This is a genomic window from Hydrogenophaga sp. Root209, assembly GCF_001428625.1.
Lineage (GTDB): Bacteria > Pseudomonadota > Gammaproteobacteria > Burkholderiales > Burkholderiaceae_C > Hydrogenophaga.
Genome location: NZ_LMIE01000030.1, coordinates 99,120 through 119,160, shown reverse-complemented (window position 1 = coordinate 119,160; position 20,041 = coordinate 99,120). Strand labels below are relative to the sequence as shown.

At 63.8% G+C, this 20,041-nt stretch carries 16 protein-coding genes, 1 tRNA gene and 1 pseudogene; 12 read left to right on the top strand and 6 right to left on the bottom strand.

Going from position 1 to position 20,041, the window contains the following annotated elements; translation table 11 throughout:
- The first annotated feature begins 134 nt into the window (after positions 1-134).
- Both ASE11_RS17375 and ASE11_RS17370 read left to right on the top strand, forming a co-directional pair.
- Positions 135-1,319 (top strand): branched-chain amino acid ABC transporter substrate-binding protein, encoded by a 1,185-nt coding sequence (locus ASE11_RS17375; protein WP_056274602.1) that lies wholly within the window; start codon positions 135-137, stop codon positions 1,317-1,319.
- A 181-nt stretch (positions 1,320-1,500) separates the two neighbouring features.
- Positions 1,501-1,953, top strand: coding sequence for a hemerythrin domain-containing protein (locus ASE11_RS17370; protein WP_056274600.1), 453 nt, complete (start codon positions 1,501-1,503; stop codon positions 1,951-1,953).
- 60 nt (positions 1,954-2,013) lie between these two features.
- On the opposite strand, the gene ASE11_RS17365 is transcribed toward ASE11_RS17370, so the two are convergent.
- From ASE11_RS17365 to ASE11_RS17350, 4 genes are all read right to left on the bottom strand, one after another.
- Positions 2,014-2,103, bottom strand: a tRNA-Ser gene (locus ASE11_RS17365).
- Between the two features lie 36 nt (positions 2,104-2,139).
- Positions 2,140-2,532: a DUF2237 family protein gene (locus ASE11_RS17360; RefSeq protein ID WP_056274598.1), complete on the bottom strand. Its 393-nt coding sequence runs from the start codon at positions 2,530-2,532 to the stop codon at positions 2,140-2,142.
- Between the two features lie 24 nt (positions 2,533-2,556).
- The gene (locus ASE11_RS17355) at positions 2,557-3,471 is read right to left on the bottom strand and encodes an SPFH domain-containing protein (protein WP_056274596.1); all 915 of its coding nucleotides are present in this window, start codon (positions 3,469-3,471) and stop codon (positions 2,557-2,559) included.
- A 67-nt stretch (positions 3,472-3,538) separates the two neighbouring features.
- A complete protein-coding gene (locus tag ASE11_RS17350) occupies positions 3,539-3,964 on the bottom strand; it encodes an NfeD family protein (protein WP_056275041.1) in 426 nt (141 codons plus the stop codon).
- 228 nt (positions 3,965-4,192) lie between these two features.
- Between ASE11_RS17350 and ASE11_RS17345 the strand changes: the two genes are divergently transcribed.
- Positions 4,193-6,475: an arginine/lysine/ornithine decarboxylase gene (locus tag ASE11_RS17345; RefSeq protein WP_056274594.1), complete on the top strand. Its 2,283-nt coding sequence runs from the start codon at positions 4,193-4,195 to the stop codon at positions 6,473-6,475.
- On the opposite strand, the gene ASE11_RS17340 is transcribed toward ASE11_RS17345, so the two are convergent.
- Complete coding sequence (locus ASE11_RS17340; RefSeq protein ID WP_056274592.1) at positions 6,448-7,338, bottom strand: DNA ligase; 891 nt, start codon at positions 7,336-7,338, stop codon at positions 6,448-6,450. The two genes, ASE11_RS17345 and ASE11_RS17340, sit on opposite strands and share 28 nt — an antisense overlap.
- A 41-nt stretch (positions 7,339-7,379) precedes the next feature.
- Positions 7,380-8,177, bottom strand: a complete 798-nt coding sequence (fabI, locus tag ASE11_RS17335; protein ID WP_056274590.1) for an enoyl-ACP reductase FabI — start codon at positions 8,175-8,177, stop codon at positions 7,380-7,382.
- Positions 8,178-8,215: 38 nt separating this feature from the next.
- On the opposite strand from fabI, the gene ASE11_RS17330 reads away from it, so the two are divergent.
- The 9 genes and pseudogenes from ASE11_RS17330 to infB all read left to right on the top strand — a co-directional run bounded on the left by ASE11_RS17330 (position 8,216) and on the right by infB (position 20,036).
- Complete coding sequence (locus ASE11_RS17330; protein ID WP_056274588.1) at positions 8,216-10,084, top strand: extracellular solute-binding protein; 1,869 nt, start codon at positions 8,216-8,218, stop codon at positions 10,082-10,084.
- 5 nt (positions 10,085-10,089) lie between these two features.
- A pseudogene (locus ASE11_RS17325) lies at positions 10,090-11,116 on the top strand (microcin C ABC transporter permease YejB).
- Positions 11,082-12,152 carry an ABC transporter permease gene (locus ASE11_RS17320; protein ID WP_156406401.1) on the top strand — a complete coding sequence of 357 codons (1,071 nt, stop codon included), beginning with the start codon at positions 11,082-11,084 and terminating at the stop codon, positions 12,150-12,152. The pseudogene ASE11_RS17325 and the gene ASE11_RS17320 overlap by 35 nt, the downstream one beginning before the upstream one ends.
- A gap of 8 nt (positions 12,153-12,160) precedes the next feature.
- Positions 12,161-13,759 (top strand): ABC transporter ATP-binding protein, encoded by a 1,599-nt coding sequence (locus ASE11_RS17315; RefSeq protein WP_235501343.1) that lies wholly within the window; start codon positions 12,161-12,163, stop codon positions 13,757-13,759.
- 64 nt (positions 13,760-13,823) lie between these two features.
- Positions 13,824-14,573: a DUF2189 domain-containing protein gene (locus tag ASE11_RS17310; RefSeq protein ID WP_056274581.1), complete on the top strand. Its 750-nt coding sequence runs from the start codon at positions 13,824-13,826 to the stop codon at positions 14,571-14,573.
- 3 nt (positions 14,574-14,576) lie between these two features.
- On the top strand, positions 14,577-14,798 hold the full coding sequence (locus tag ASE11_RS17305) for a DUF2788 domain-containing protein (protein ID WP_056274579.1): 222 nt from the start codon (positions 14,577-14,579) through the stop codon (positions 14,796-14,798).
- 182 nt (positions 14,799-14,980) lie between these two features.
- Positions 14,981-15,580 carry a ribosome maturation factor RimP gene (rimP, locus tag ASE11_RS17300; protein WP_056274577.1) on the top strand — a complete coding sequence of 200 codons (600 nt, stop codon included), beginning with the start codon at positions 14,981-14,983 and terminating at the stop codon, positions 15,578-15,580.
- Positions 15,581-15,631: 51 nt separating this feature from the next.
- Positions 15,632-17,131 (top strand): transcription termination factor NusA, encoded by a 1,500-nt coding sequence (nusA, locus tag ASE11_RS17295; RefSeq protein ID WP_056274575.1) that lies wholly within the window; start codon positions 15,632-15,634, stop codon positions 17,129-17,131.
- A gap of 31 nt (positions 17,132-17,162) precedes the next feature.
- Positions 17,163-20,036, top strand: coding sequence for a translation initiation factor IF-2 (gene infB, locus ASE11_RS17290; protein WP_056274573.1), 2,874 nt, complete (start codon positions 17,163-17,165; stop codon positions 20,034-20,036).
- Positions 20,037-20,041: the final 5 nt, after the last annotated feature.

The window sequence follows — 20,041 nt, the reverse complement described above, 5'->3', positions numbered from 1 at the left end:
TGATCTGGGAAAACCCTCGATAGCGCTTTCGCCTTGTCACACATGTGAAATTCACGGCATTTTTAGAGTATCTTTATGAGCGTGATGGCAAAAGTTCCCATCGCTTAACTTTTTAATCCTTTTCGAGGAAAACCATGCAACTGAACCTGAAACTGGCCGTTCTTGCTGCGGCCGTCGCTCTTGTCGCTTGCGGCAAAAAAGAAGAAGCCGCGCCGGTCGCAGCACCCGCGGCGGCTCCTGCACCTGCAGCCCAGGTCATCAAGATTGGTCACGTCGGACCCACCAGTGGTGCGATTGCCCACCTCGGCAAGGACAACGAAAACGGCGCCAAGATGGCGATTGAAGAACTCAACGCGGCTGGTCTGACCATTGCTGGCGCTCCAGTCACCTTCGAATTGCTGGCTGAAGACGACGCTGCCGATCCCAAGCAGGGCACCGCTGCCGCCACCAAGCTGGTTGATGCCAAAGTTGCTGGCGTGATCGGTCACCTGAACTCCGGTACCACCATTCCCGCCTCGCAGATTTACAACGACGCTGGCATTCCCCAGATCTCCCCATCGGCCACCAACCCCAAGTACACCCGCCAGGGTTACGCCGGCGTGTTCCGCATGGTGGCTGACGACGTGCACCTCGGTGGCACGCTGGGCAAGTACGCTGTGGAAACCCTCAAGGCCAAGACCGTGGCCGTGATCGACGACCGCACGGCCTACGGCCAGGGCGTGGCTGACGAGTTCGAAAAAGGTGTGGCCGCTGCTGGCGGTACCGTGGTGGGCCGTGAGTTCACCAATGACAAAGCCACCGACTTCAACGCCATCCTGACCACCCTGAAGGCCAAGAAGCCTGACGTCGTGTTCTTCGGCGGCATGGACGCCGTGGCCGGCCCGATGCTCAAGCAAATGAAGCAGCTGGGCATCAACGCCAAGTTCATGGGCGGCGACGGCATCTGCTCCAGCGAGCTGCCCAAGTTGGCCGCCGACGGCATGGCCGACGACCAGGTGTATTGCGCCGAAGCCGGTGGTGTTGAAGGTGAGCAGAAAGAAGGCATGGACAAGTTCCGTGCGGACTTCAAGGCCAAGTTCGGTGCCGACGTTCAGGTGTACGCACCCTACGTGTACGACGCTGTCAAAGTCATGGCCAACGCCATGGTGACCGCTGGCTCCGCAGACCCCAAGGTCTACCTGCCCGCACTCAAGGCCACCAACTACAAAGGCGTGACCGGCAACATCGCGTTTGACGAAAAAGGCGACATCAAGAATGGCGCCCTGACGCTCATGACCTACAAGGGCGGTGTTCGCACCACCTTGGCCGTGATCCGCTGATCCAGCGCTCCGGTTCTTTTGAAAAGCCACCTTCGGGTGGCTTTTTCTTTTTGGGGTGCCGAGCCACCGTGTGATCTGTCAGGGCAGTCTGCACTTTTCTATGCGTCGATGTCCTACACCGCCGATGCCGGGATGCGGCTATGGTCGGGCCTGTTCCCAGAAACCCACCACGGAGATCCACATGGACAACATCTACGAAGCCCTGAGGGAGAGTCACGAGGTTCAGCGCAAACTGTGCCGGCAATTGGTTCGCATCAAACCGGAAGACCCGCGCGCGAAGGAAACTTTCACGACGCTGCGCATCGAACTGGCAGCTCATGCAGCCGCGGAAGAGCGGTTCCTGTATGCCCCCATCTTGCTGGACGACCTGGGCCTCAAGCCGTCGCGGCACGCTTTGTCCGAACACCACGAGATCGACGAGTGCGTCGAAGCGTTGGGCGAGGCTCACGAAGACCTGAAGACTTGGCCCGAGCTTGCCAGGAAGCTGTCGCACGAAGTGCACCACCACCTCAAGGAAGAGGAGACCAAGTTCTTCCAGCTGTCCGGGAAAATCCTCAGCGATGCGCAAAAGAGCAGCTTGGCCGGCAAGTACCGGCGAGACCTGAAGCGTATGCGGACCGTGGTGGCGGGATGACGTGGCGCATGAGGCGCAGAAATGAAAAACGGGCCGTGAGGCCCGTTTTTGCTTGATCCCTGGCGGAGAGGGCGGGATTCGAACCCGCGGTGGGTATTAGCCCACACACGCTTTCCAGGCGTGCGACTTAAACCGCTCATCCACCTCTCCGCGAAGCCCACGATTGTAGCAGCCTGGCTGACTGGCTCAGGTGGTTGGGCTCCCATCGGCCGTCTTGTGCCAGGCATGTTGTTGCAGCACCTCCAGCTTCACGTACTGCAACGTGGTGGCGTTGGTGCTCTCCAGCACCACGGGCGGTGCGGCGCCGGCCTGCAGGGCTTCCAGCCAGCGCCGCACGCAAACGCACCAGCGATCGCCGGGTTTGAGACCGGCGAAGCGCCACTCCGGCCGGGGGGTGCTGAGGTCGTTGCCCCGCTCGCGCGAAAACGCCAGAAATGGCGCGGTGACGCGTGCGCACACCACATGGGTGCCTTGGTCGTCGGGGCCGGTCTCGCAGCAACCGTCCCGGTAGAACCCCGTGAGTGGGTCGTAGGAGCAGGGCAGCAGTTCGCCACCGAGAACGTTGCGTGCGAGGGTCATGGTGGTCTCGACGAGGGGAGGGGGTCAGTTGGTCTTGGTGGCGCCGACCATCTTCATGGCGGAGGCGATCAGGGCGGAGACCTCGGTCATGTTGCTGGGCACGATCAGGGTGGTGGTGGCGTCGGCGGCGACCTTGCTGTAGGCGTCCACGGCGCGCTCGGTGACCTTCAGCTGCACGGCTTCCTGTCCACCGGGCTGGCGGATAGCGTCTGCCACCTTGCGAATGGCCTCGGCGGTGGCTTCGGCCACGGCGAGGATGGCAGAGGCCTCACCCTGAGCGTTGTTGATCTCCGCCTGCTTCTCACCCTCGGAACGGGCAATGAAGGCTTCGCGCTCGCCGGTGGCGATATTGATCTGCTCCTGGCGACGGCCTTCGGAGGCGGCGATGAGAGCGCGCTTCTCGCGTTCGGCGGTGATCTGCGCCTGCATGGCCAGCAGGATTTCCTTGGGTGGTGTCAGGTCCTTGATTTCGTAACGCAGCACCTTCACGCCCCAGTTCAGCGCGGCTTCGTCGATGGCGTGTACCACCTGGGCGTTGATGATGTCGCGTTCTTCGAAGGTCTTGTCCAGCTCCAGCTTGCCGATGACCGAGCGCAGCGAGGTCTGGGCGAGCTGGGTCACGGCCACGATGTAGTTGGACGAGCCGTAGCTGGCGCGCATGGGGTCGGTGACCTGGAAATACAGGATGCCGTCGACCTGCAACTGGGTGTTGTCGCGCGTGATGCAGACCTGGCTGGGGACGTCGAGCGGGATCTCCTTCAGGCTGTGCTTGTAGGCCACCTTGTCGATGAAGGGGATCAGAAAGTTCAGGCCCGGGGCGAGCGACGAGTTGTATTTGCCCAGGCGTTCCACCACCCAGGCGTTTTGCTGCGGCACCACCTTGATGGAGCGCGTGATGAAGATGGCAGCGACGATGATCAACAGGATGGCGATTTCCATGGCGAGGTGGTTCTCAGGAAAGTTGGAAGATGGTGAGGTTAGCGCAAGGGCATGGCGGCGTCGAAGCTCAGACCTTGTCGACCAGCAGGCGGCTACCCACCAGTTCGGCCACGCGGTAGGCGCCGGGTGTGGGCGGATTGCCCGGGCGTTGGATCACGGTCCACTGGGCACCCCGGTATTTGACGCTGGCGGTGCCGTCAGCGTTCCATTCATCGATCTGCAGGATCTCGCCCACATCCAGGTTCACGCTGCGCATGGCGCGCACGGACGGGTCGGTGGCGCGTCGCCTCTTGACGAAGTACCAGGCCACGACCGCCGCCATCCCGGTGAAGGCGGCAGCAATCAGTTGCCCCGCCATGCCCAGGCCGGCGTGGGCCGCGAACGCGCCAGCTACCATGCCCACGGCCAGCATGAGCAGGTAAAAGGTGCCCGTGAACAGCTCCAGCGCGACGGTGGAACCCGCCAACAACCACCACAATGTTGAATCCGACATGCATGCTCCCGCTTTGTTGACCGAGTACGACGGGTCCTTGTGTTCGCCGCTGGCCCGCGTCCAGGGGTGGCGTTTGTAGGACCAACGCCACATTCTGCGGCAAATGCCATGCGGTCCCAGGGCGCGGACACACGTTGTCCGTACACTTCGCGCCTGCTTTGCCATCAAGGGCGCTTTCGTTGCCTGCCTTCTTTTGCCTGATGGCCGCCCCCGCGGCTGGAGAATTTCATGAAATTTCGCTTCCCCATCGTCATCATCGACGAGGACTTCCGTTCTGAAAACACCTCGGGCCTGGGCATTCGCGCGCTGGCGCAGGCCATTGAGGTGGAGGGCTTTGAAGTGGTCGGGGTGACCAGCTACGGCGACATGAGCCAGTTCGCCCAACAACAGAGCCGGGCCAGCGCCTTCATCCTGTCGATCGACGACGAGGAGTTCAGCCACGGCGCCGATCTCGATCCCGTGGTGTTGAACCTGCGCAACTTCATTGAAGAGGTGCGCCGCAAGAACTCGGACGTGCCGATCTACATCTACGGCGAGACCAAGACCAGCCGGCATTTGCCCAACGACATCCTGCGCGAGCTGCACGGCTTCATCCACATGTTCGAGGACACGCCGGAGTTCGTGGCGCGCCACATCATCCGCGAGGCCAAGAGCTACCTCGAAGGCATCCAGCCGCCGTTCTTCAAGGCGCTGCTCGACTACGCGGAAGACGGCTCCTATTCGTGGCATTGCCCTGGCCACTCGGGCGGCGTGGCGTTTCTCAAGAGCCCGGTGGGCCAGATGTTCCACCAGTTCTTTGGCGAGAACATGCTGCGCGCCGACGTGTGCAATGCGGTGGAAGAACTCGGCCAGTTGCTGGACCACAACGGCGCCATCGGCGCCAGCGAGCGCAACGCGGCGCGCATCTTCAACGCCGATCACTGCTTCTTCGTCACCAACGGCACCAGCACCAGCAACAAGATGGTCTGGCATCACACCGTGGCGCCGGGCGACGTGGTCGTGGTGGATCGCAACTGCCACAAGTCCATCCTGCACAGCATCATCATGACGGGCGCGATCCCCGTCTTCTTGAAGCCCACGCGCAACCACTACGGCATCATCGGCCCGATCCCGCAGAGCGAGTTCGAGATCGATGCCATCAAGGCCAAGATCCGCGCCAACCCGCTGCTGGCGGGCGTGGACGCAGACGCGGTCAAGCCGCGCGTGCTCACGCTCACGCAATCCACCTACGACGGTGTGCTCTACAACACCGAGGCCATCAAGCAGATGCTCGACGGCTATGTGGCCAACCTGCATTTCGACGAGGCCTGGCTGCCGCACGCGGCGTTCCATCCTTTCTATGGCAACTACCACGCCATGGGCAAGAAGCGGGTGCGACCCATGGAGTCGGTGGTGTACGCCACGCAGTCCATCCACAAGCTGCTCGCCGGCATCAGCCAGGCCAGCCATGTGCTCGTGCAGGACTCGCAGAACGTCAAACTCGACCGCCACCTCTTCAACGAGGCTTACCTGATGCACACCAGCACCAGCCCGCAGTACGCGATCATCGCCAGCTGCGACGTGGCCGCAGCCATGATGGAGCCACCCGGCGGCCGTGCGCTGGTGGAAGAAAGCATTTTTGAGGCGCTCGACTTCCGCCGCGCCATGCGCAAGATCGACGCCGAGTTCGGCGACGACGACTGGTGGTTCAAGGTCTGGGGCCCGGACGATCTGGCCGAGGAGGGCATGGGCGAGGCAACCGACTGGGTGCTCAACGCCGACCCGGCGGGTTCACAGGCTACCGCCAAGGACTGGCACGGCTTTGGCGACATGGCGCCGGGCTTCAACATGCTGGACCCGATCAAGGCCACCATCGTCACCCCCGGCCTGAACCTGGACGGCCGCTTCGAGCCCGAAGGCATTCCGGCTTCCATCGTCACCAAGTTCCTTGCCGAGCACGGTGTGGTGGTGGAGAAGACGGGGCTTTACAGCTTCTTCATCATGTTCACCATCGGCATCACCAAGGGCCGCTGGAACACGCTGCTGACTGCGCTGCAGCAGTTCAAGGACGACTACGCCAAGAACCAGCCGATGTGGCGCATCCTGCCCGAGTTCTGCCAGAAGCACCCGCGCTACGAGCAGATGGGCCTGCGCGACCTGTGCCAGCATGTGCACGAGCTGTACGCGCGCTACGACATCGCGCGCCTGACCACCGAGATGTACCTGAGCGACCTCACGCCGGCCATGAAGCCGACCGATGCGTTCGCGCACATCGCGCAGCGCACCACCGAGCGTGTGCCGATCGACGAACTCGAAGGCCGCATCACGACCAGCCTGGTCACGCCATACCCGCCGGGCATCCCGCTGCTGATCCCGGGCGAGGTGTTCAACAAGAAGATCGTCGACTACCTCAAGTTCGCGCGTGAGTTCAACCAGCAATGCCCAGGCTTCGAGACCGACATCCACGGTCTCGTGGAGATGGTGGGCGATGACGGCAGGAAGCGCTATTTCGCCGACTGCGTGAAGGCCTGACCAGCCAGGGGTGGGGGCGGTGCATCCGGGCGCAGCCGCATGAAGCTGGCAAAGCGTGGCACGCCGCTCGGGTTGACGCCGCGAAAGCGGTAGGTCACCCACTGGCCCACGGCGGGTGGTTGCTCGCGCTGGGCATCGGTGAAGCCGGTGCCCAGCTGGAAACGCACACCCTGGGGTGTCTGCACGAGCAGGGCGCCCATGCGGGCGGCATGTCGGCCCTGGCCGGGCAGGTGCGCGAGCACGCGTGCTTCGGCGTCTTCGTGGGTTTTCACCTTCAACAGGTCGTCGCTGCGCACTGTGCGGTAGAGCGAGTCGCCCCGGTGCAGCATCAGGCCTTCGCCGCCGTCCTTCACCATGCGGTCCAGTCGGACCATCAGCTCGGCGTGGCTGACCACGCGTTCCTGCGGCACGGCCCGCACCCAGGCGCGATCGATTTTCCGCACGAGCCCTTGGTAAGCCTGGATGCGTTCGGTGAAAGGCCCCGGGTGCGCGGGCAGGTCGAACACCATGAAGCGGATCCGTAGCCACGCGTCTTCACGGGGCGTCTGACGGCGCACGGCAGACAGTGTTTCTTCGAATAGACCTCGGCCCATCCAGAGTTCGCCATCCATGGGCTCGGCGGGCCAGCCTTCGGTGAACCAGGCGGGTGCCACGATCACCTCACCGCCGCGGGTGATCAGTCGCTGGCCATCCCAGAAGCCGCGCAGGCCGTCGTACTTTTCGCTCAACCAGTACTCAACCAGCGGCACGCCAGGTCGGTAAACGTTGGCGAGCATCAAGGCGGGCGCATCGCCCGCCCGTGCTGCGGTTGGCAGGCCACACGCGGTGACGCACAGCCAGGCCATCAGCTCGCGTCGCTTCATGGAACTGCCGCGCAGTGTGCGTTCCCCAGATCCGGAACGAATCAGCTCAACGCGTCGCTGTCGCGGCTCACGCCCGTGGTGTGGCTGTAGCCACCGTCCACGTAGGTGATTTCGGCGGTCACGCCAGCGGCCAGATCACTCAACAGGAAGGCGGCCACGTTGCCAACGTCCTCGATGGTGACGTTGCGCCGGATCGGCGAGGCGCTGGCCACCATGCCCAGTAGCTTGCCGAAGTCCTTGATGCCGCTGGCCGCCAGCGTCTTGATGGGGCCGGCGCTGATGCCGTTGACGCGCATGCCCTTGGGGCCGAGCGACTCGGCCAGGTAGCGCACCGAGGCTTCCAGGCTGGCCTTGGCCAGGCCCATGGTGTTGTAGTTGGGCACGGCGCGCAGCGCGCCGAGATAGGTGAGGGTGAGCAGGGCCGACTTGTCGTTGAGCATCGGCAGCGCGGCCTTGGCCATCGCGGGAAAGCTGTAGGCACTGATGTCGTGTGCGATGCGGAAGCTCTCGCGGCTCAGGCCGTCCAGGAAGTCACCGGCGATGGCCTCGCGTGGGGCGAAGCCGATGCTGTGCACGAAGCCGTCGAAACTGGGCCACACCAGCGCGAGGTCGGTGAACAGTTTGTCGATCTGGGCGTCGTCGCCCACGTCGCAGTCAAAGATGAGTTTGGAGTCGAAGTCGGCTGCGAACTCGGTGATGCGGTCCTTGAAGCGCTCACCGACATAGCTGAAAGCGAGCTCGGCGCCTTGTTGATGGCAGGCCCTGGCAATGCCGTAGGCGATGGATCGGTTGGACAGCACGCCCGTGATCAGCAATTTCTTGCCAGCGAGAAAACCCATGTTTCAGTCTCCAGTGAAAATTCCTTCAGAATTGTCGCATGCACATTCACAGCACCCGCCCCGGCCACCGACTCGTTTCGCTGACCCTGGCCGTGTTGCTGCTGCTCTGGAGCCCGCTGGGTTGGGCCGCACACGGCTACGCGCTGTGGGGCCAGCTCAAGTACCCCGACGGCTTCACCCACTTCGACTACGTCAATCCCACCGCGCCCAAGGGTGGTGAACTGCGCCTGGTGAGCAACCTTCGGCTGTCCACCTTCGACAAGTACAACCCGTTCACGTTGCGCGGCAGTGCGCCGGCGTATTTGTCCAACCTGATGTTCGACTCCTTGCTGGCCGGCGCGCTGGACGAGAACGGTGCCGGCTATGGCCTTCTGGCCGAAGACGTGAGCGCCGCGCCCGACGGCCTGTCGGTCACGTTCAAGCTGCGCGACACCGCGCGTTTCCACAATGGGGACCCGGTGCTCGCAGCCGACGTGAAGCACAGCTTCGACACGCTCATGGGCCCGCACACCTCGCCGGCCTTCAAGACCATCCTGCAGGACGTGGCCGGGCTGGACGTGCTGGGCGAGCGCACCGTGCGCTACCGTTTCAAGAAGCCCAACCGCGAACTGCCGCTGACCGTGGGCGGATTGCCGGTGTTCAGCCGTGCCTGGGGCAATGCCATCGATCCCAAGACGGGCCAACGCAAGACCTTTGACCAGGTCGTGACCGATATTCCCATCGGCAGTGGGCCCTACAGAATCGGCCCGGTTGAGTTCGGCAAGGACATCACCTACGTGCGCGACCCGGCCTACTGGGCGCGCGACCTGCCGGTGCGCCGCGGCACTGCGAACTTCGACCGCATTGTGGTCAAGATCTACAAGGACAACACCGCGCGGCTCGAAGCGCTGAAGGCGGGCGAGTTCGATCTCATGCGCTTTTTCTCGGCGGGCGATTGGGCACGCCGCGTCAACGGCAAGCGCTTCGACACCGGCGAACTCGTCAAGGGCGAGTTCACGCACCGCCTGCCCATGGGCTTCCAGAGCTATGTGCTCAACACGCGCCGTGCGCCACTGGACGACATCCGCGTGCGCGAGGCGCTGGGCCTGGCGATGGACTACGAGTGGATGAACCGCCAGATGTTCTACAACGCCTATCAGCGTGTGCAGGGCCTGTTCGGCAACACCGACTGTTCGCCGCAGGGCACACCCTCGCCCGAGGAGTTGGCCTTGCTGGAGCCTTGGCGCAAGCAGTTGCCACCGGCCGTGTTCGGCCCGGCCTACGCGGCGCCGCGCACTGATGGCGAAAACTCCCTGCGCGGCAACCTCAAACGCGCGCAGGCCTTGCTGCGCGAGGCTGGCTGGACGGTGCGGGGCGGTCAACTGCGCAACGCGCAAGGCAAGGCCATGGTGCTCGAGTATCTGGACAGCAATGAGACCGGTGCGCGCGTGGTCACGCCGTGGATCCGCAACCTCACCAAACTGGGTATTGAGCTCAAGTTCCGCCCGGTGGACTTTGCGCTGTACCAGCAGCGCTTGCGCAGCTTCGATTTCGACATCGTCTCGCTCGCTTACGGCGGTACCAACAACCCGGGCGCCGAGTACGCCGACCTTTTCGGCAGCGCCGCTGCCAAGACCGAGGACTCGGGCAACCACACCGGCATTGCCAACCTCGCCGTGGACGCGTTGATCGAACGCATGATCGAAGCGCCCACGCAGCCCGAGTTCCTGGCGGCCTGCCGCGCGCTCGACCGCGCCATCATGCACAGCCATGTGTTGATTCCGCAGTGGTCGGCCACGACGCACCGCATGGCCTACAACGCGTGGCGGCTGGCAAGGCCGGAAAAAATGCCGCCGTACGCCAGCGGTGAGGTCTGGGCCATCGACACCTGGTGGGCCCGCAACCCCATCATCACCAGGAAGCCCTGAACGCCATGTGGGTCTACATCCTCAAACGCCTGCTGCTCATGATCCCGACGCTGTTCGGGGTGCTGCTGCTGACCTTCGTGGTGATCCAGTTCGTGCCGGGTGGGCCGGTGGATCAGTACCTCGCCGAAGCAAGAGCGGGAGCCGGCGCGGCGGGGGCCGAGGGCGGCTCGGTCTACCGCGGCGCGCAAGGCGTGGACCCCAAACGCATCGAAGATCAAGGCACTCTACGGCTTCGACAAGCCCGCGCACGAGCGCTTCTTCCAGATGGTCGCCCAGTTCGCGCGCTTCGATCTGGGCACCAGCTTTTTCCAGAACAAGGCGGTGTCTGAACTCATCATGGAGAAGCTGCCGGTCTCCATCACGCTGGGTTTATGGACCTTTCTCATCAGCTACGGCGTGGCCGTACCGCTGGGTGTGGCCAAGGCGGTGCGTGCCGGCTCGCGCTTCGATCTGGTGACCACCTTGCTGGTGCTCATCGGTTACGCCATTCCAGGCTTTGTGCTGGGCGTGGCACTGCTGGTGATCTTTGGCGGGCAGTTGCAGTGGTTTCCGCTGCGCGGCCTGACCTCGTCCAACTGGGACGAACTCAGTTGGGGCGCGCGCATCGTTGACTACCTCTGGCACATCACGCTGCCCATCACCGCCATGGTGCTGGGCAGCTTTGCGGTCACGGCCATGCTGACCAAGAACGCATTTCTGGAAGAGATCCGCAAGCAGTACGTGATGACCGCCCGCGCCAAGGGTCTGAGCGAGCGGCAGGTGCTGTGGAAGCACATCTTCCGCAATGCGCTCATCCCCATCGTCACCGGTTTTCCCTCGGCGTTCATCGGCGCCTTCTTTGCGGGTTCGCTGCTGATCGAGACCCTGTTCTCGCTCGACGGACTGGGCCTGCTGAGCTATGAGAGCGTGATCCGGCGCGACTACCCAGTCGTGCTGGGCACCTTGTTCTTCTTCACGCTGATCGGTCTGGTGACCAAGCTGATTTCCGATCTCTGCTATGTCTGGGTGGACCCGCGTGTCAAATTCGACTGAAGCCGTGACACCTTCGCTGTCCCCCGGCAGGCGCGCCTGGCGCCGCTTCAAGCGCAACCGCCTGGGCTACTGGAGCCTGATCGCATTCTGCATTCTGGTGGTGGGCAGCCTGTTCGCCGAGGTGTTGTCGAACGACCGGCCCCTGATCGTGCGCTACGAGGGCACGACCTATTTCCCCATGGTCAAGGACTATGCTGAAACAGTGTTCGGCGGCGACTTTGACACCACGACCGACTACCTTGATCCCTTCATTCGCGAGCAGCTCAACAAGGGCGACAACTGGGCCATCTACGCCCCCAATCCGTACGGCCCGCAGACGCTGAACTACTTCGCCAAACTGCCCAACCCGTCAGCACCCACGCTGGACAACCTGCTGGGCACCGACGACCGAGGTCGTGACCTGTTGGCCCAACTCATCTACGGCTTTCGCGTGAGTGTGCTGTTTGCGCTGGCGCTCACCGTCATTGGCGTGCTGCTCGGTGTGGTCACTGGTGCCATCCAGGGCTTCTTTGGGGGCAAGACCGATCTCGCCTTCCAGCGCTTCATCGAGATCTGGGGCTCCATGCCCGAGCTCTATCTGCTCATCATCTTCTCGGCCGTGTTTGCGCCCAGCATCAGCCTGCTGCTGATCCTGCTCAGCCTGTTCGGCTGGATGGGTCTGTCCGACTACGTGCGCGCGGAGTTCCTGCGCAACCGCCAGCTGGACTACGTGCGCGCGGCGCGTGCGCTCGGCTTGTCCAACTGGCAGATCATCCGGCGCCACGTGCTGCCCAACAGCCTCACGCCGGTCGTCACCTTTCTGCCGTTTCGCATGAGCGCGGCCATCCTGGCGTTGACCTCGCTCGACTTCCTGGGCCTGGGTGTTCCGCCCGGCACGCCTTCGCTGGGTGAACTGCTCAGTCAGGGCAAGAACAACATTGATGCCTGGTGGATCTCGCTCTCCACCTTTGCGGTGCTGGTGGTCACGCTGCTGTTGCTGACCTTCATGGGTGATGCGCTGCGCGACGCGTTGGACCCACGGAAAGTCGACAAATGACCCACTCCATGCTCCTCCAAGTCAAAGGCCTTCGTGTGTCGTTCGGCGCTCAGGAAGTCGTGCACGGCATCGACTTCTCCATCAACGCCGGCGAGAAGCTGGCGCTGGTCGGCGAATCCGGCTCGGGCAAGACCGTGTCTGCCTTGTCGCTGCTGCGCCTGGTGCACAACGCCGAGGTGAGTGGTTCTGCGATGTTGAACGGGCGCGACCTGCTTGCCATGACCGAACACCAGTTGCGCGGTGTGCGGGGCGACGAGGTGGCCATCATCTTCCAGGAGCCCATGACGGCGCTCAACCCGCTCTACACCGTGGGCGACCAGATCGGCGAAGTGCTGCAGCTCAAAAAAGGCCTCACTCCCCGGCAGGCACTCGCGTCCACCGTGGAGCTGCTGGCTTCCACAGGCATCCCGGAGCCGGCGCGCCGCGCCAACGCCTTTCCGCACCAGCTCAGTGGGGGGCAGCGCCAGCGCGCCATGATCGCCATGGCCTTGGCCAGCGCGCCGAAGCTGCTCCTGGCCGACGAACCGACCACTGCGCTCGACGTGAGCCTGCGCGGCCAGATCCTTGACCTGCTGGCCGACCTGCAGCGCCAGCACGGCATGGCGGTGCTGCTGATCACGCACGACCTCAACCTGGTGCGACGTTTCGCCGACCGCGTGGCGGTCATGGAGCAGGGCCATCTGGTGGAGCAGGGTGTGGTGGCAGACGTGTTCGCCGCTCCCCAACATGCCTACACACAGATGCTGTTGGCCAGCAAACCCCAACGCGACGTGGCGCCCGCCGAACCCCCGGCTGCCGACGCCACCCCGGTACTGCAGGCCCGTGGCCTGCGTGTGAGTTACCCCGTGTCTCTGCCGGGGTTGCAAGGCTGGTTCAAAAAAGGCGAGTTCGTTGCGGTGCAGGGTGCCGATCTGGACGTGGCGCCCGGCCAGACGCTGGGTGTCATTGGAGAGTCGGGCTCCGGCAAGTCGACGCTGGCGCTGGCCGCGCTCGGTTTGTTGCCCCACCGAGGCCACCTGCAGGTGACCGGGTCCGACTGGGTACAAGCCCTCAAGAGCGGCCAGGGCAGGGCGCTGCGTCAGCGTGTGCAGGTGGTGTTCCAGGACCCGTTCTCCTCGCTCTCGCCGCGCATGACCATCGAGCAGATCGTGGGTGAAGGCTTGCTTGTGCACCAGCCCGAGCTGTCGGTGGCCCAGCGACGCGAACGGGTGGTCATGGCCCTGGCCGACGTCGGCCTGGTTGACGACCCCCGGCGTGGCGGCGACTGGCTGCAGCGTTACCCACACGAGTTCTCCGGTGGACAGCGACAGCGTCTGGCCATCGCACGCGCCCTCATCATCGATCCGCAATTGCTGGTGCTCGACGAGCCCACCAGCGCGCTCGACGTGACGGTGCAAAAGCAGGTGTTGGCCTTGCTGCAGCGTTTGCAGCGCGACCGCGGTTTGAGCTACCTCCTGATCACGCACGACGTGGACGTGATCCAGGCGATGGCGCACCAGGTGATCGTGATGAAAGACGGTGTGGTGGTGGAAAGCGGCACCGTCGAGCGGGTCCTTCGCGCCCCGGAACATCCCTACACCCGAACGCTGGTGCAGGCGGCTGCCTGAAGCGTTTCTCGGGCTTGACCTGCATCAGTGCTCTGGCGGGGTGGGCAGCGTATAACCGCTTCCCATGACCGATCCCTCGCCACCGCCCACGCTTCCCGTCACGCTGCAATCGCCTTGGCGCTGGCTGGTCCTGGGTTGGGGCGACCTGCGGCGAAACCCGATGCCCGGGCTGGTTCACGGACTTCTGCTCACCGCCTTTGGCTGGCTGCTGCTCTGGGCCGCGCGTGACCAGTTCTGGCTGCTGGCAGGCGCCTTCTCAGGCTTCCTCATCGTTGCGCCCATCCTGGCCACCGGGTTGTACCAAGTCAGCCGACAGCGGCGGGCAGGGCTTGGTGATGTGGTGCATCTCTGGCGTTCGGGCGATGGCCGGCTGGTGAAGTTCGGGCTGCTGTTGGGGCTGGCGGGCACCGGCTGGGTGCTCACCTCTGCCGGGCTGATCACCTTGGGGTCGCCGGCGCCCATCCTCAAGCCGCTGGACTTCCTGCGTCACGTGGTGCTGGTGCGCGAGATCGGCCTGTTTGAAGTCTGGTTGTTGCTCGGTGCTTTGCTGGCCGCGCCCGTGTTTGCCTCCACCGTGGTCGCACTGCCCATGCTGGTGGACACCCGCGCCTCGGTAATGGAAGCGGTGGCCGAGAGCTGGCGGGCCGTGGCCAGCCATCCCGCACCCATGGTCTTGTGGGCGGTGGTGATCGCGCTGTTGGTCGGCTTGGGCATGGCCACCGCCTTGCTGGGTCTGATTCCGATCACCCCGTTGCTGGCCCATGCCAGCTGGCACGCCTACCGCGACCTGACTGCCCATCGGACGGCGCGCTGAGCCATGGGCAATACCCTTTTTGGCTACACCGAGGGCCAGATCGCACAGTTCGGCCTGACCTTCGGCGTCGGCGCCTTCATCCTCTACATGCTCTTCATCGTGTTCAACCTGGCCCGCGAATCCAAAGCCGGCAAGTTCGGCACCTTCGTGCTGTTTCTGGTGCTGTCGTTCGGCATGCTGGGGTTTCTGGCCAAAAACCTCATTCAATGGGTTCTGGGTATTTGAACGGTGTTCAGCGTTGAGTGGCCCATTGGGTTGCCATTTGGCCTTGGCAGGCGTTACAATGCGAGCTTCACGACCAAATGGGCGGGTAAATACCGGCCCATTTTTTTTGGCCGAACGCTTTTGACCCTGGGGTAATCCACAGGGCGGATTCAACGGCACACCCCTGGGCAGACACCATCAGCATGGCTTGGCAAGAGATCGTAGAGCAGACCGTCACCGGACTGGGTTTTGACCTGGTGGAGCTGGAGCGCTCGGGCAGTGGCCTGTTGAAGGTCACGATCGATCTGCCGTGGGAAGCGCCTGTTGTAGGTCAGCCGGTGCCTGTGGAGCGTTTCGTTACGGTCGAAGATTGCGAAAAGATCACGCGTCAGTTGCAATACCTGCTGGAAGTCGAGGGCCTGGAATACCGCCGCCTCGAAGTGGGTTCGCCGGGTATCGACCGCCCACTGAAGCGCGAGATCGATTACGTGCGGTTTGAAGGTCACGTGATCGACCTCACCTTGAAGGCACCGATCGGTGCCACCGGGACCGACGTGGCGGCGAACCGCAAGAAATTCAGGGGCACGCTCGAGCGTGCCGACGACGGCGTGCAGTGGCAAGTGGTCTGGAGCGATGCGCCCGAACCCAAGCCTGGCGCGCGGGTGAGCAAGAAGCGCGCACCCGTGCCCATGCAGGCCATGACGTTTTCGCTGGACGACATCCAGCAGGCGCGGTTGGCGCCGATCGTGAATTTCAAGGGCCGACAGGCTCCCGGAGCAAATGCTCCAGACAGTGATGAATGAGAGAAATCAAAGTGACCCAGGACAAGCTATTCGGAAAGGTGGGCGAGTGAAATGAACCGCGAAATGTTGATGCTGATCGATGCGATCTCGCGCGAGAAAAACGTCGAGCGCGACGTCGTGTTGGGCGCCGTGGAACTGGCGCTGGCCTCGGCCACCAAGAAACTCTACAAGGGCGACGTGGACATCCGCGTGGCGATGGACCCGGACACCGGCGCCTACGAGACCTTCCGTCGCTGGCTGGTCGTGCCCGATGAGGCCGGCCTGCAGAACCCGGACGCCGAAGAGTTGCTCACGGACGCTCGCGACGAACTCTCCGACATCGAAGAAGGTGACTTCATCGAGAAACCGGTGGAGAGCGTGCCGATTGGCCGCATTGGCGCCATGGCCGCCAAGCAGGTCATCCTGCAGAAGATCCGCGATGCCGAGCGCGAAATGCTGCTCAACGACTTCATGTCGCGCGGCGACAAGATCTTCGTGGGTACCGTCAAGCGCATGGACAAGGGCGACCTCATCATCGAGAGCGGTCGCGTCGAAGGTCGCTTGAAGCGTGGCGAGATGATCCCGAAGGAAAACTTCCGCACGGGGGACCGCGTGCGCGCCATGATCATGGACGTGGACCTGACGCTGCGCGGCGCACCGATCCTGCTGTCGCGTTCGGCTCCGGCTTTCATGATCGAGCTGTTCCGCCAGGAAGTGCCCGAGATCGAACAAGGCCTGCTGGAGATCAAGACCTGCGCCCGCGACCCGGGCTCGCGCGCCAAGATCGCCGTGCACACCTTCGACAAACGCATCGACCCCATCGGCACCTGTGTCGGTGTGCGTGGTTCGCGCGTCAACGGTGTGACCAACGAACTCGCTGGCGAGCGCGTGGACATCGTGCTGTGGTCTGAGGACCCCGCGCAGTTTGTCATCGGCGCGCTGGCTCCAGCCAACGTGGTCTCCATCGTTGTGGACGAAGAGCGCCATGCGATGGACGTGGTGGTGGACGAGGAAAACCTCGCCATCGCCATCGGCCGCGGGGGGCAGAACGTGCGCCTGGCGTCCGAGCTGACCGGCTGGCGCATCAACATCATGACGGCCGATGAATCGGCCCAGAAGCAGGCCGAAGAGGCCGACGGCATCCGCAAGATCTTCATGGCCAAGCTGGACGTGGACCAGGAGATTGCCGACATCCTGATCGAAGAAGGCTTTACCAGCCTCGAAGAAGTGGCCTACGTGCCGCTGCAGGAAATGCTGGAGATCGAGTCTTTCGACGAAGACACGGTCAATGAGCTGCGCACCCGCGCCAAGGATGCCTTGCTGACGATGGAAATCGCCCGGGAAGAAAGCGTCGAAGAAGTTTCGCAAGATCTGCGCGACCTCGAAGGCGTGACCCCCGAGCTGATTGCCAAGTTGGCCGACGCCGGCATCCACACCCGCGACGAGCTGGCCGATCTGGCCACCGACGAGCTCACCGACATCACCGCACAGACGCCTGAAGAGGCCACCGCGCTGATCATGCTGGCACGCGCTCACTGGTTCACCGGTGACGAAGCGCAATCCACGACCTGACCAGCGGAGGCCCATCGGAGAATTGAAACCTATGACAAGTACCACCGTCGCCGAACTGGCTGCCGAGCTGAACAAGCCCACCACCGTCCTGCTGGAGCAACTCTCCGCAGCGGGTGTGCCCAAGACATCCGGGACCGATCCAGTCACCGAATCCGACAAGCAATCGCTGCTGGGCCACCTGAAGGCCAGCCACGGCACGGCCGGCGGTGAGCGCAAGAAGATCACCTTGGTGAAGAAGTCCACCTCCGAGATCAAGCAGGCCGACTCCACGGGTCGTGCCCGCACGATCCAGGTGGAAGTGCGCAAGAAGCGCACCTTCATCAAGCGAGACGACGAAGCAGTAGCAGTACCCGAGGTCGCGGAAGAGCCCGTGGCGGCCGCACCAGTGGTCGACACCGAAGAATTGACCCGCCGCGAGGAAGACGCGCGCCGCCAGGCCGAGTTGCTGCGTCGCCAGGAAGAAGAGTTCAACGAGAAGCGCCAGGCGCGCGAAGCCGAAGAAGCTCGTCAAGCTCAGGCCGCCGTCGAGCAGGAGCGCGCCGCTGCTGCCGCTGCCGAAGTGGCGGAAGCTGCTGCCCGTGCTGCCGCCGAGGCCGCCACCCCTGAAGGCGTTGCCGAAGCCATCGCCGCCCGCACCGCCAAGGACGCCAAGGCCAAGACCGACTCGCTGGAGCGCGATTCCGCGGCCCGCGTGATCGCGGACCGCAACGCTGAAAGCAAACGCGCCGACGATCTGCGTGCTCAGGATCTGGTGGAGCGCCGCCGCAAGGCCGAAGCCGAAGCCGCCAACATCCGCGCCATGATGTCTGCGCCAGCCAAGACGCTGGTGGCCAAGAAGCCCGAGCCTGCCCCGGTGGCCGACCCCAAGGCCGGCATCAAGGGCACGCTGCACAAGCCTGCCGGCACGCCCGGCAAGCCCGTCACCACCGCTGGCGCAGCCACGGCTGGCGTGGCCGGCAAGAAAGAAATCAAGTCGGAGAACCTGTCTTCCACCTGGAAGGACGACGCGGCCAAAAAGAAAGAAATCAAGACCCGTGGCGACACCAGCGCGGGCCGCTCCAACTGGCGCGGAGGCCCACGCGGTCGCCGCGACTCGCGCGATTCTCGTGACACCGGTCAGAGCAACTTCGTGGCGCCGACCGAGCTCAAGGTCATTGAAGTGCACGTGCCGGAGACCATCACGGTGGCCGAGCTCGCGCACAAGATGAGCCTGAAGTCGTCCGAGGTCATCAAGCAGCTGATGAAGCTCGGCCAAATGGTCACGATCAACCAGCCGCTGGACCAGGACACCGCCATGATCGTGGTGGAAGAACTGGGCCACAAGGCCGTCGTGGCTGCGCTGGACGATCCGGAAGCCTTTGCTGACGACGAAACCTCGCAGCAGGAGCACGAGCTGCTGCCGCGCGCGCCTGTGGTTACCGTCATGGGCCACGTGGACCACGGCAAGACCTCGCTGCTGGACTACATCCGCCGCGCCAAGGTGGCCGCGGGCGAAGCAGGCGGCATCACGCAGCACATCGGTGCGTATCACGTCGAGACCGAGCGCGGCATGATCTCCTTCCTTGACACCCCGGGTCACGAGGCGTTCACCGCCATGCGTGCCCGTGGTGCCCAGGCCACCGACATCGTCATCCTCGTCTGCGCAGCCGACGACGGTGTGATGCCGCAGACCAAGGAAGCCATCAAACATGCCAAGGCGGCGGGCGTGCCCATCGTCGTGGCGCTGACCAAGATCGACAAGCCCGGTATCAACCTGGAGAAGGTCCGCTCCGAACTCGTGGCCGAAGAAGTCGTGCCCGAAGAGTTCGGTGGTGACGTGCCCTTCGTGGGCGTGTCAGCCAAGACCGGTGTGGGCATCGACGCGCTGCTGGAGCAGGTGCTGCTGCAGGCCGAAGTGCTGGAACTCAAGGCGCCGGTGGAGTCCATGGCCAAGGGCCTGGTGATCGAAGCGCGCCTGGACAAAGGCCGCGGTGCCGTGGCCACGGTGCTGGTGCAGAGCGGCACGCTCAAGACTGGCGACGTGGTGCTGGTGGGTCAGACCTCCGGCCGCGTGCGCGCCATGCTGGACGAAAACGGCAAGCCGATCAAATCGGCCGGCCCGTCGATTCCGGTGGAAATCCAGGGCCTGTCGGAGGTGCCACAGGCTGGCGACGACTTCATGGTGATGACCGACGAGCGCCGTGCGCGCGAGATCGCCACCTACCGCGCGGGCAAGTTCCGCAACACCAAGCTGGCACGCCAGCAGGCCGCCAAGCTGGAGAACATGTTCTCCGACATGTCGGCTGGCGAAGTCAAGCTGCTGCCCATCATCGTCAAGTCCGACGTGCAGGGTTCGCAGGAAGCGCTGGCCCAGTCGCTGCTCAAGCTCTCGACCGACGAGGTCAAGGTGCAGTTGGTGTTCGCGGGAGTCGGTGGCATCAGCGAGTCCGACGTGAACCTGGCCATCGCCTCCAAGGCGGTGATCATCGGCTTCAACGTGCGCGCCGATGTCGGTGCCCGCAAGCTGGCCGAAGGCAACGACGTGGATCTGCGCTACTACAACATCATTTACGACGCCGTCGATGAGTTGCGTGCGGCCATGTCCGGCATGCTGGCACCCGAAAAGCGCGAAGAGGTCATCGGCTCGGCCGAGATCCGCACCGTGTTCGTGGCCACCAAGATCGGCACCATCGCCGGTTGTATGGTCACGTCTGGCCAGGTCAATCGCGGCGCGCATTTCCGCTTGCTGCGCGACAACGTGGTCATCTACACCGGCGAGATCGACACCCTCAAGCGCCTCAAGGACGACGTGCGCGAAGTCAAGGAAGGCTTCGAGTGCGGTATCAAGCTGAAGAACTACAACGACATCAAAGAAGGCGACCAGCTCGAATTCTTCGAGGTCAAGGAAGTGGCGCGCACGCTGTAAGCGGT

Coding starts and splice junctions, on each gene's coding strand:
- ASE11_RS17320 (WP_156406401.1), top strand. CDS start 11,082: ATGTCTGGGTGGACCCGCGTGTCAAATTCGACTGAAGCCGTGACACCT.
- ASE11_RS17360 (WP_056274598.1), bottom strand. CDS start 2,532: ATGACCCTCGCACGCAACGTTCTCGGTGGCGAACTGCTGCCCTGCTCC.
- nusA (WP_056274575.1), top strand. CDS start 15,632: ATGAACCGCGAAATGTTGATGCTGATCGATGCGATCTCGCGCGAGAAA.
- ASE11_RS17305 (WP_056274579.1), top strand. CDS start 14,577: ATGGGCAATACCCTTTTTGGCTACACCGAGGGCCAGATCGCACAGTTC.
- ASE11_RS17345 (WP_056274594.1), top strand. CDS start 4,193: ATGAAATTTCGCTTCCCCATCGTCATCATCGACGAGGACTTCCGTTCT.
- ASE11_RS17350 (WP_056275041.1), bottom strand. CDS start 3,964: ATGTCGGATTCAACATTGTGGTGGTTGTTGGCGGGTTCCACCGTCGCG.
- infB (WP_056274573.1), top strand. CDS start 17,163: ATGACAAGTACCACCGTCGCCGAACTGGCTGCCGAGCTGAACAAGCCC.
- ASE11_RS17370 (WP_056274600.1), top strand. CDS start 1,501: ATGGACAACATCTACGAAGCCCTGAGGGAGAGTCACGAGGTTCAGCGC.
- fabI (WP_056274590.1), bottom strand. CDS start 8,177: ATGGGTTTTCTCGCTGGCAAGAAATTGCTGATCACGGGCGTGCTGTCC.
- ASE11_RS17340 (WP_056274592.1), bottom strand. CDS start 7,338: ATGAAGCGACGCGAGCTGATGGCCTGGCTGTGCGTCACCGCGTGTGGC.
- ASE11_RS17315 (WP_235501343.1), top strand. CDS start 12,161: ATGCTCCTCCAAGTCAAAGGCCTTCGTGTGTCGTTCGGCGCTCAGGAA.
- rimP (WP_056274577.1), top strand. CDS start 14,981: ATGGCTTGGCAAGAGATCGTAGAGCAGACCGTCACCGGACTGGGTTTT.
- ASE11_RS17375 (WP_056274602.1), top strand. CDS start 135: ATGCAACTGAACCTGAAACTGGCCGTTCTTGCTGCGGCCGTCGCTCTT.
- ASE11_RS17310 (WP_056274581.1), top strand. CDS start 13,824: ATGACCGATCCCTCGCCACCGCCCACGCTTCCCGTCACGCTGCAATCG.
- ASE11_RS17355 (WP_056274596.1), bottom strand. CDS start 3,471: ATGGAAATCGCCATCCTGTTGATCATCGTCGCTGCCATCTTCATCACG.
- ASE11_RS17330 (WP_056274588.1), top strand. CDS start 8,216: ATGCACATTCACAGCACCCGCCCCGGCCACCGACTCGTTTCGCTGACC.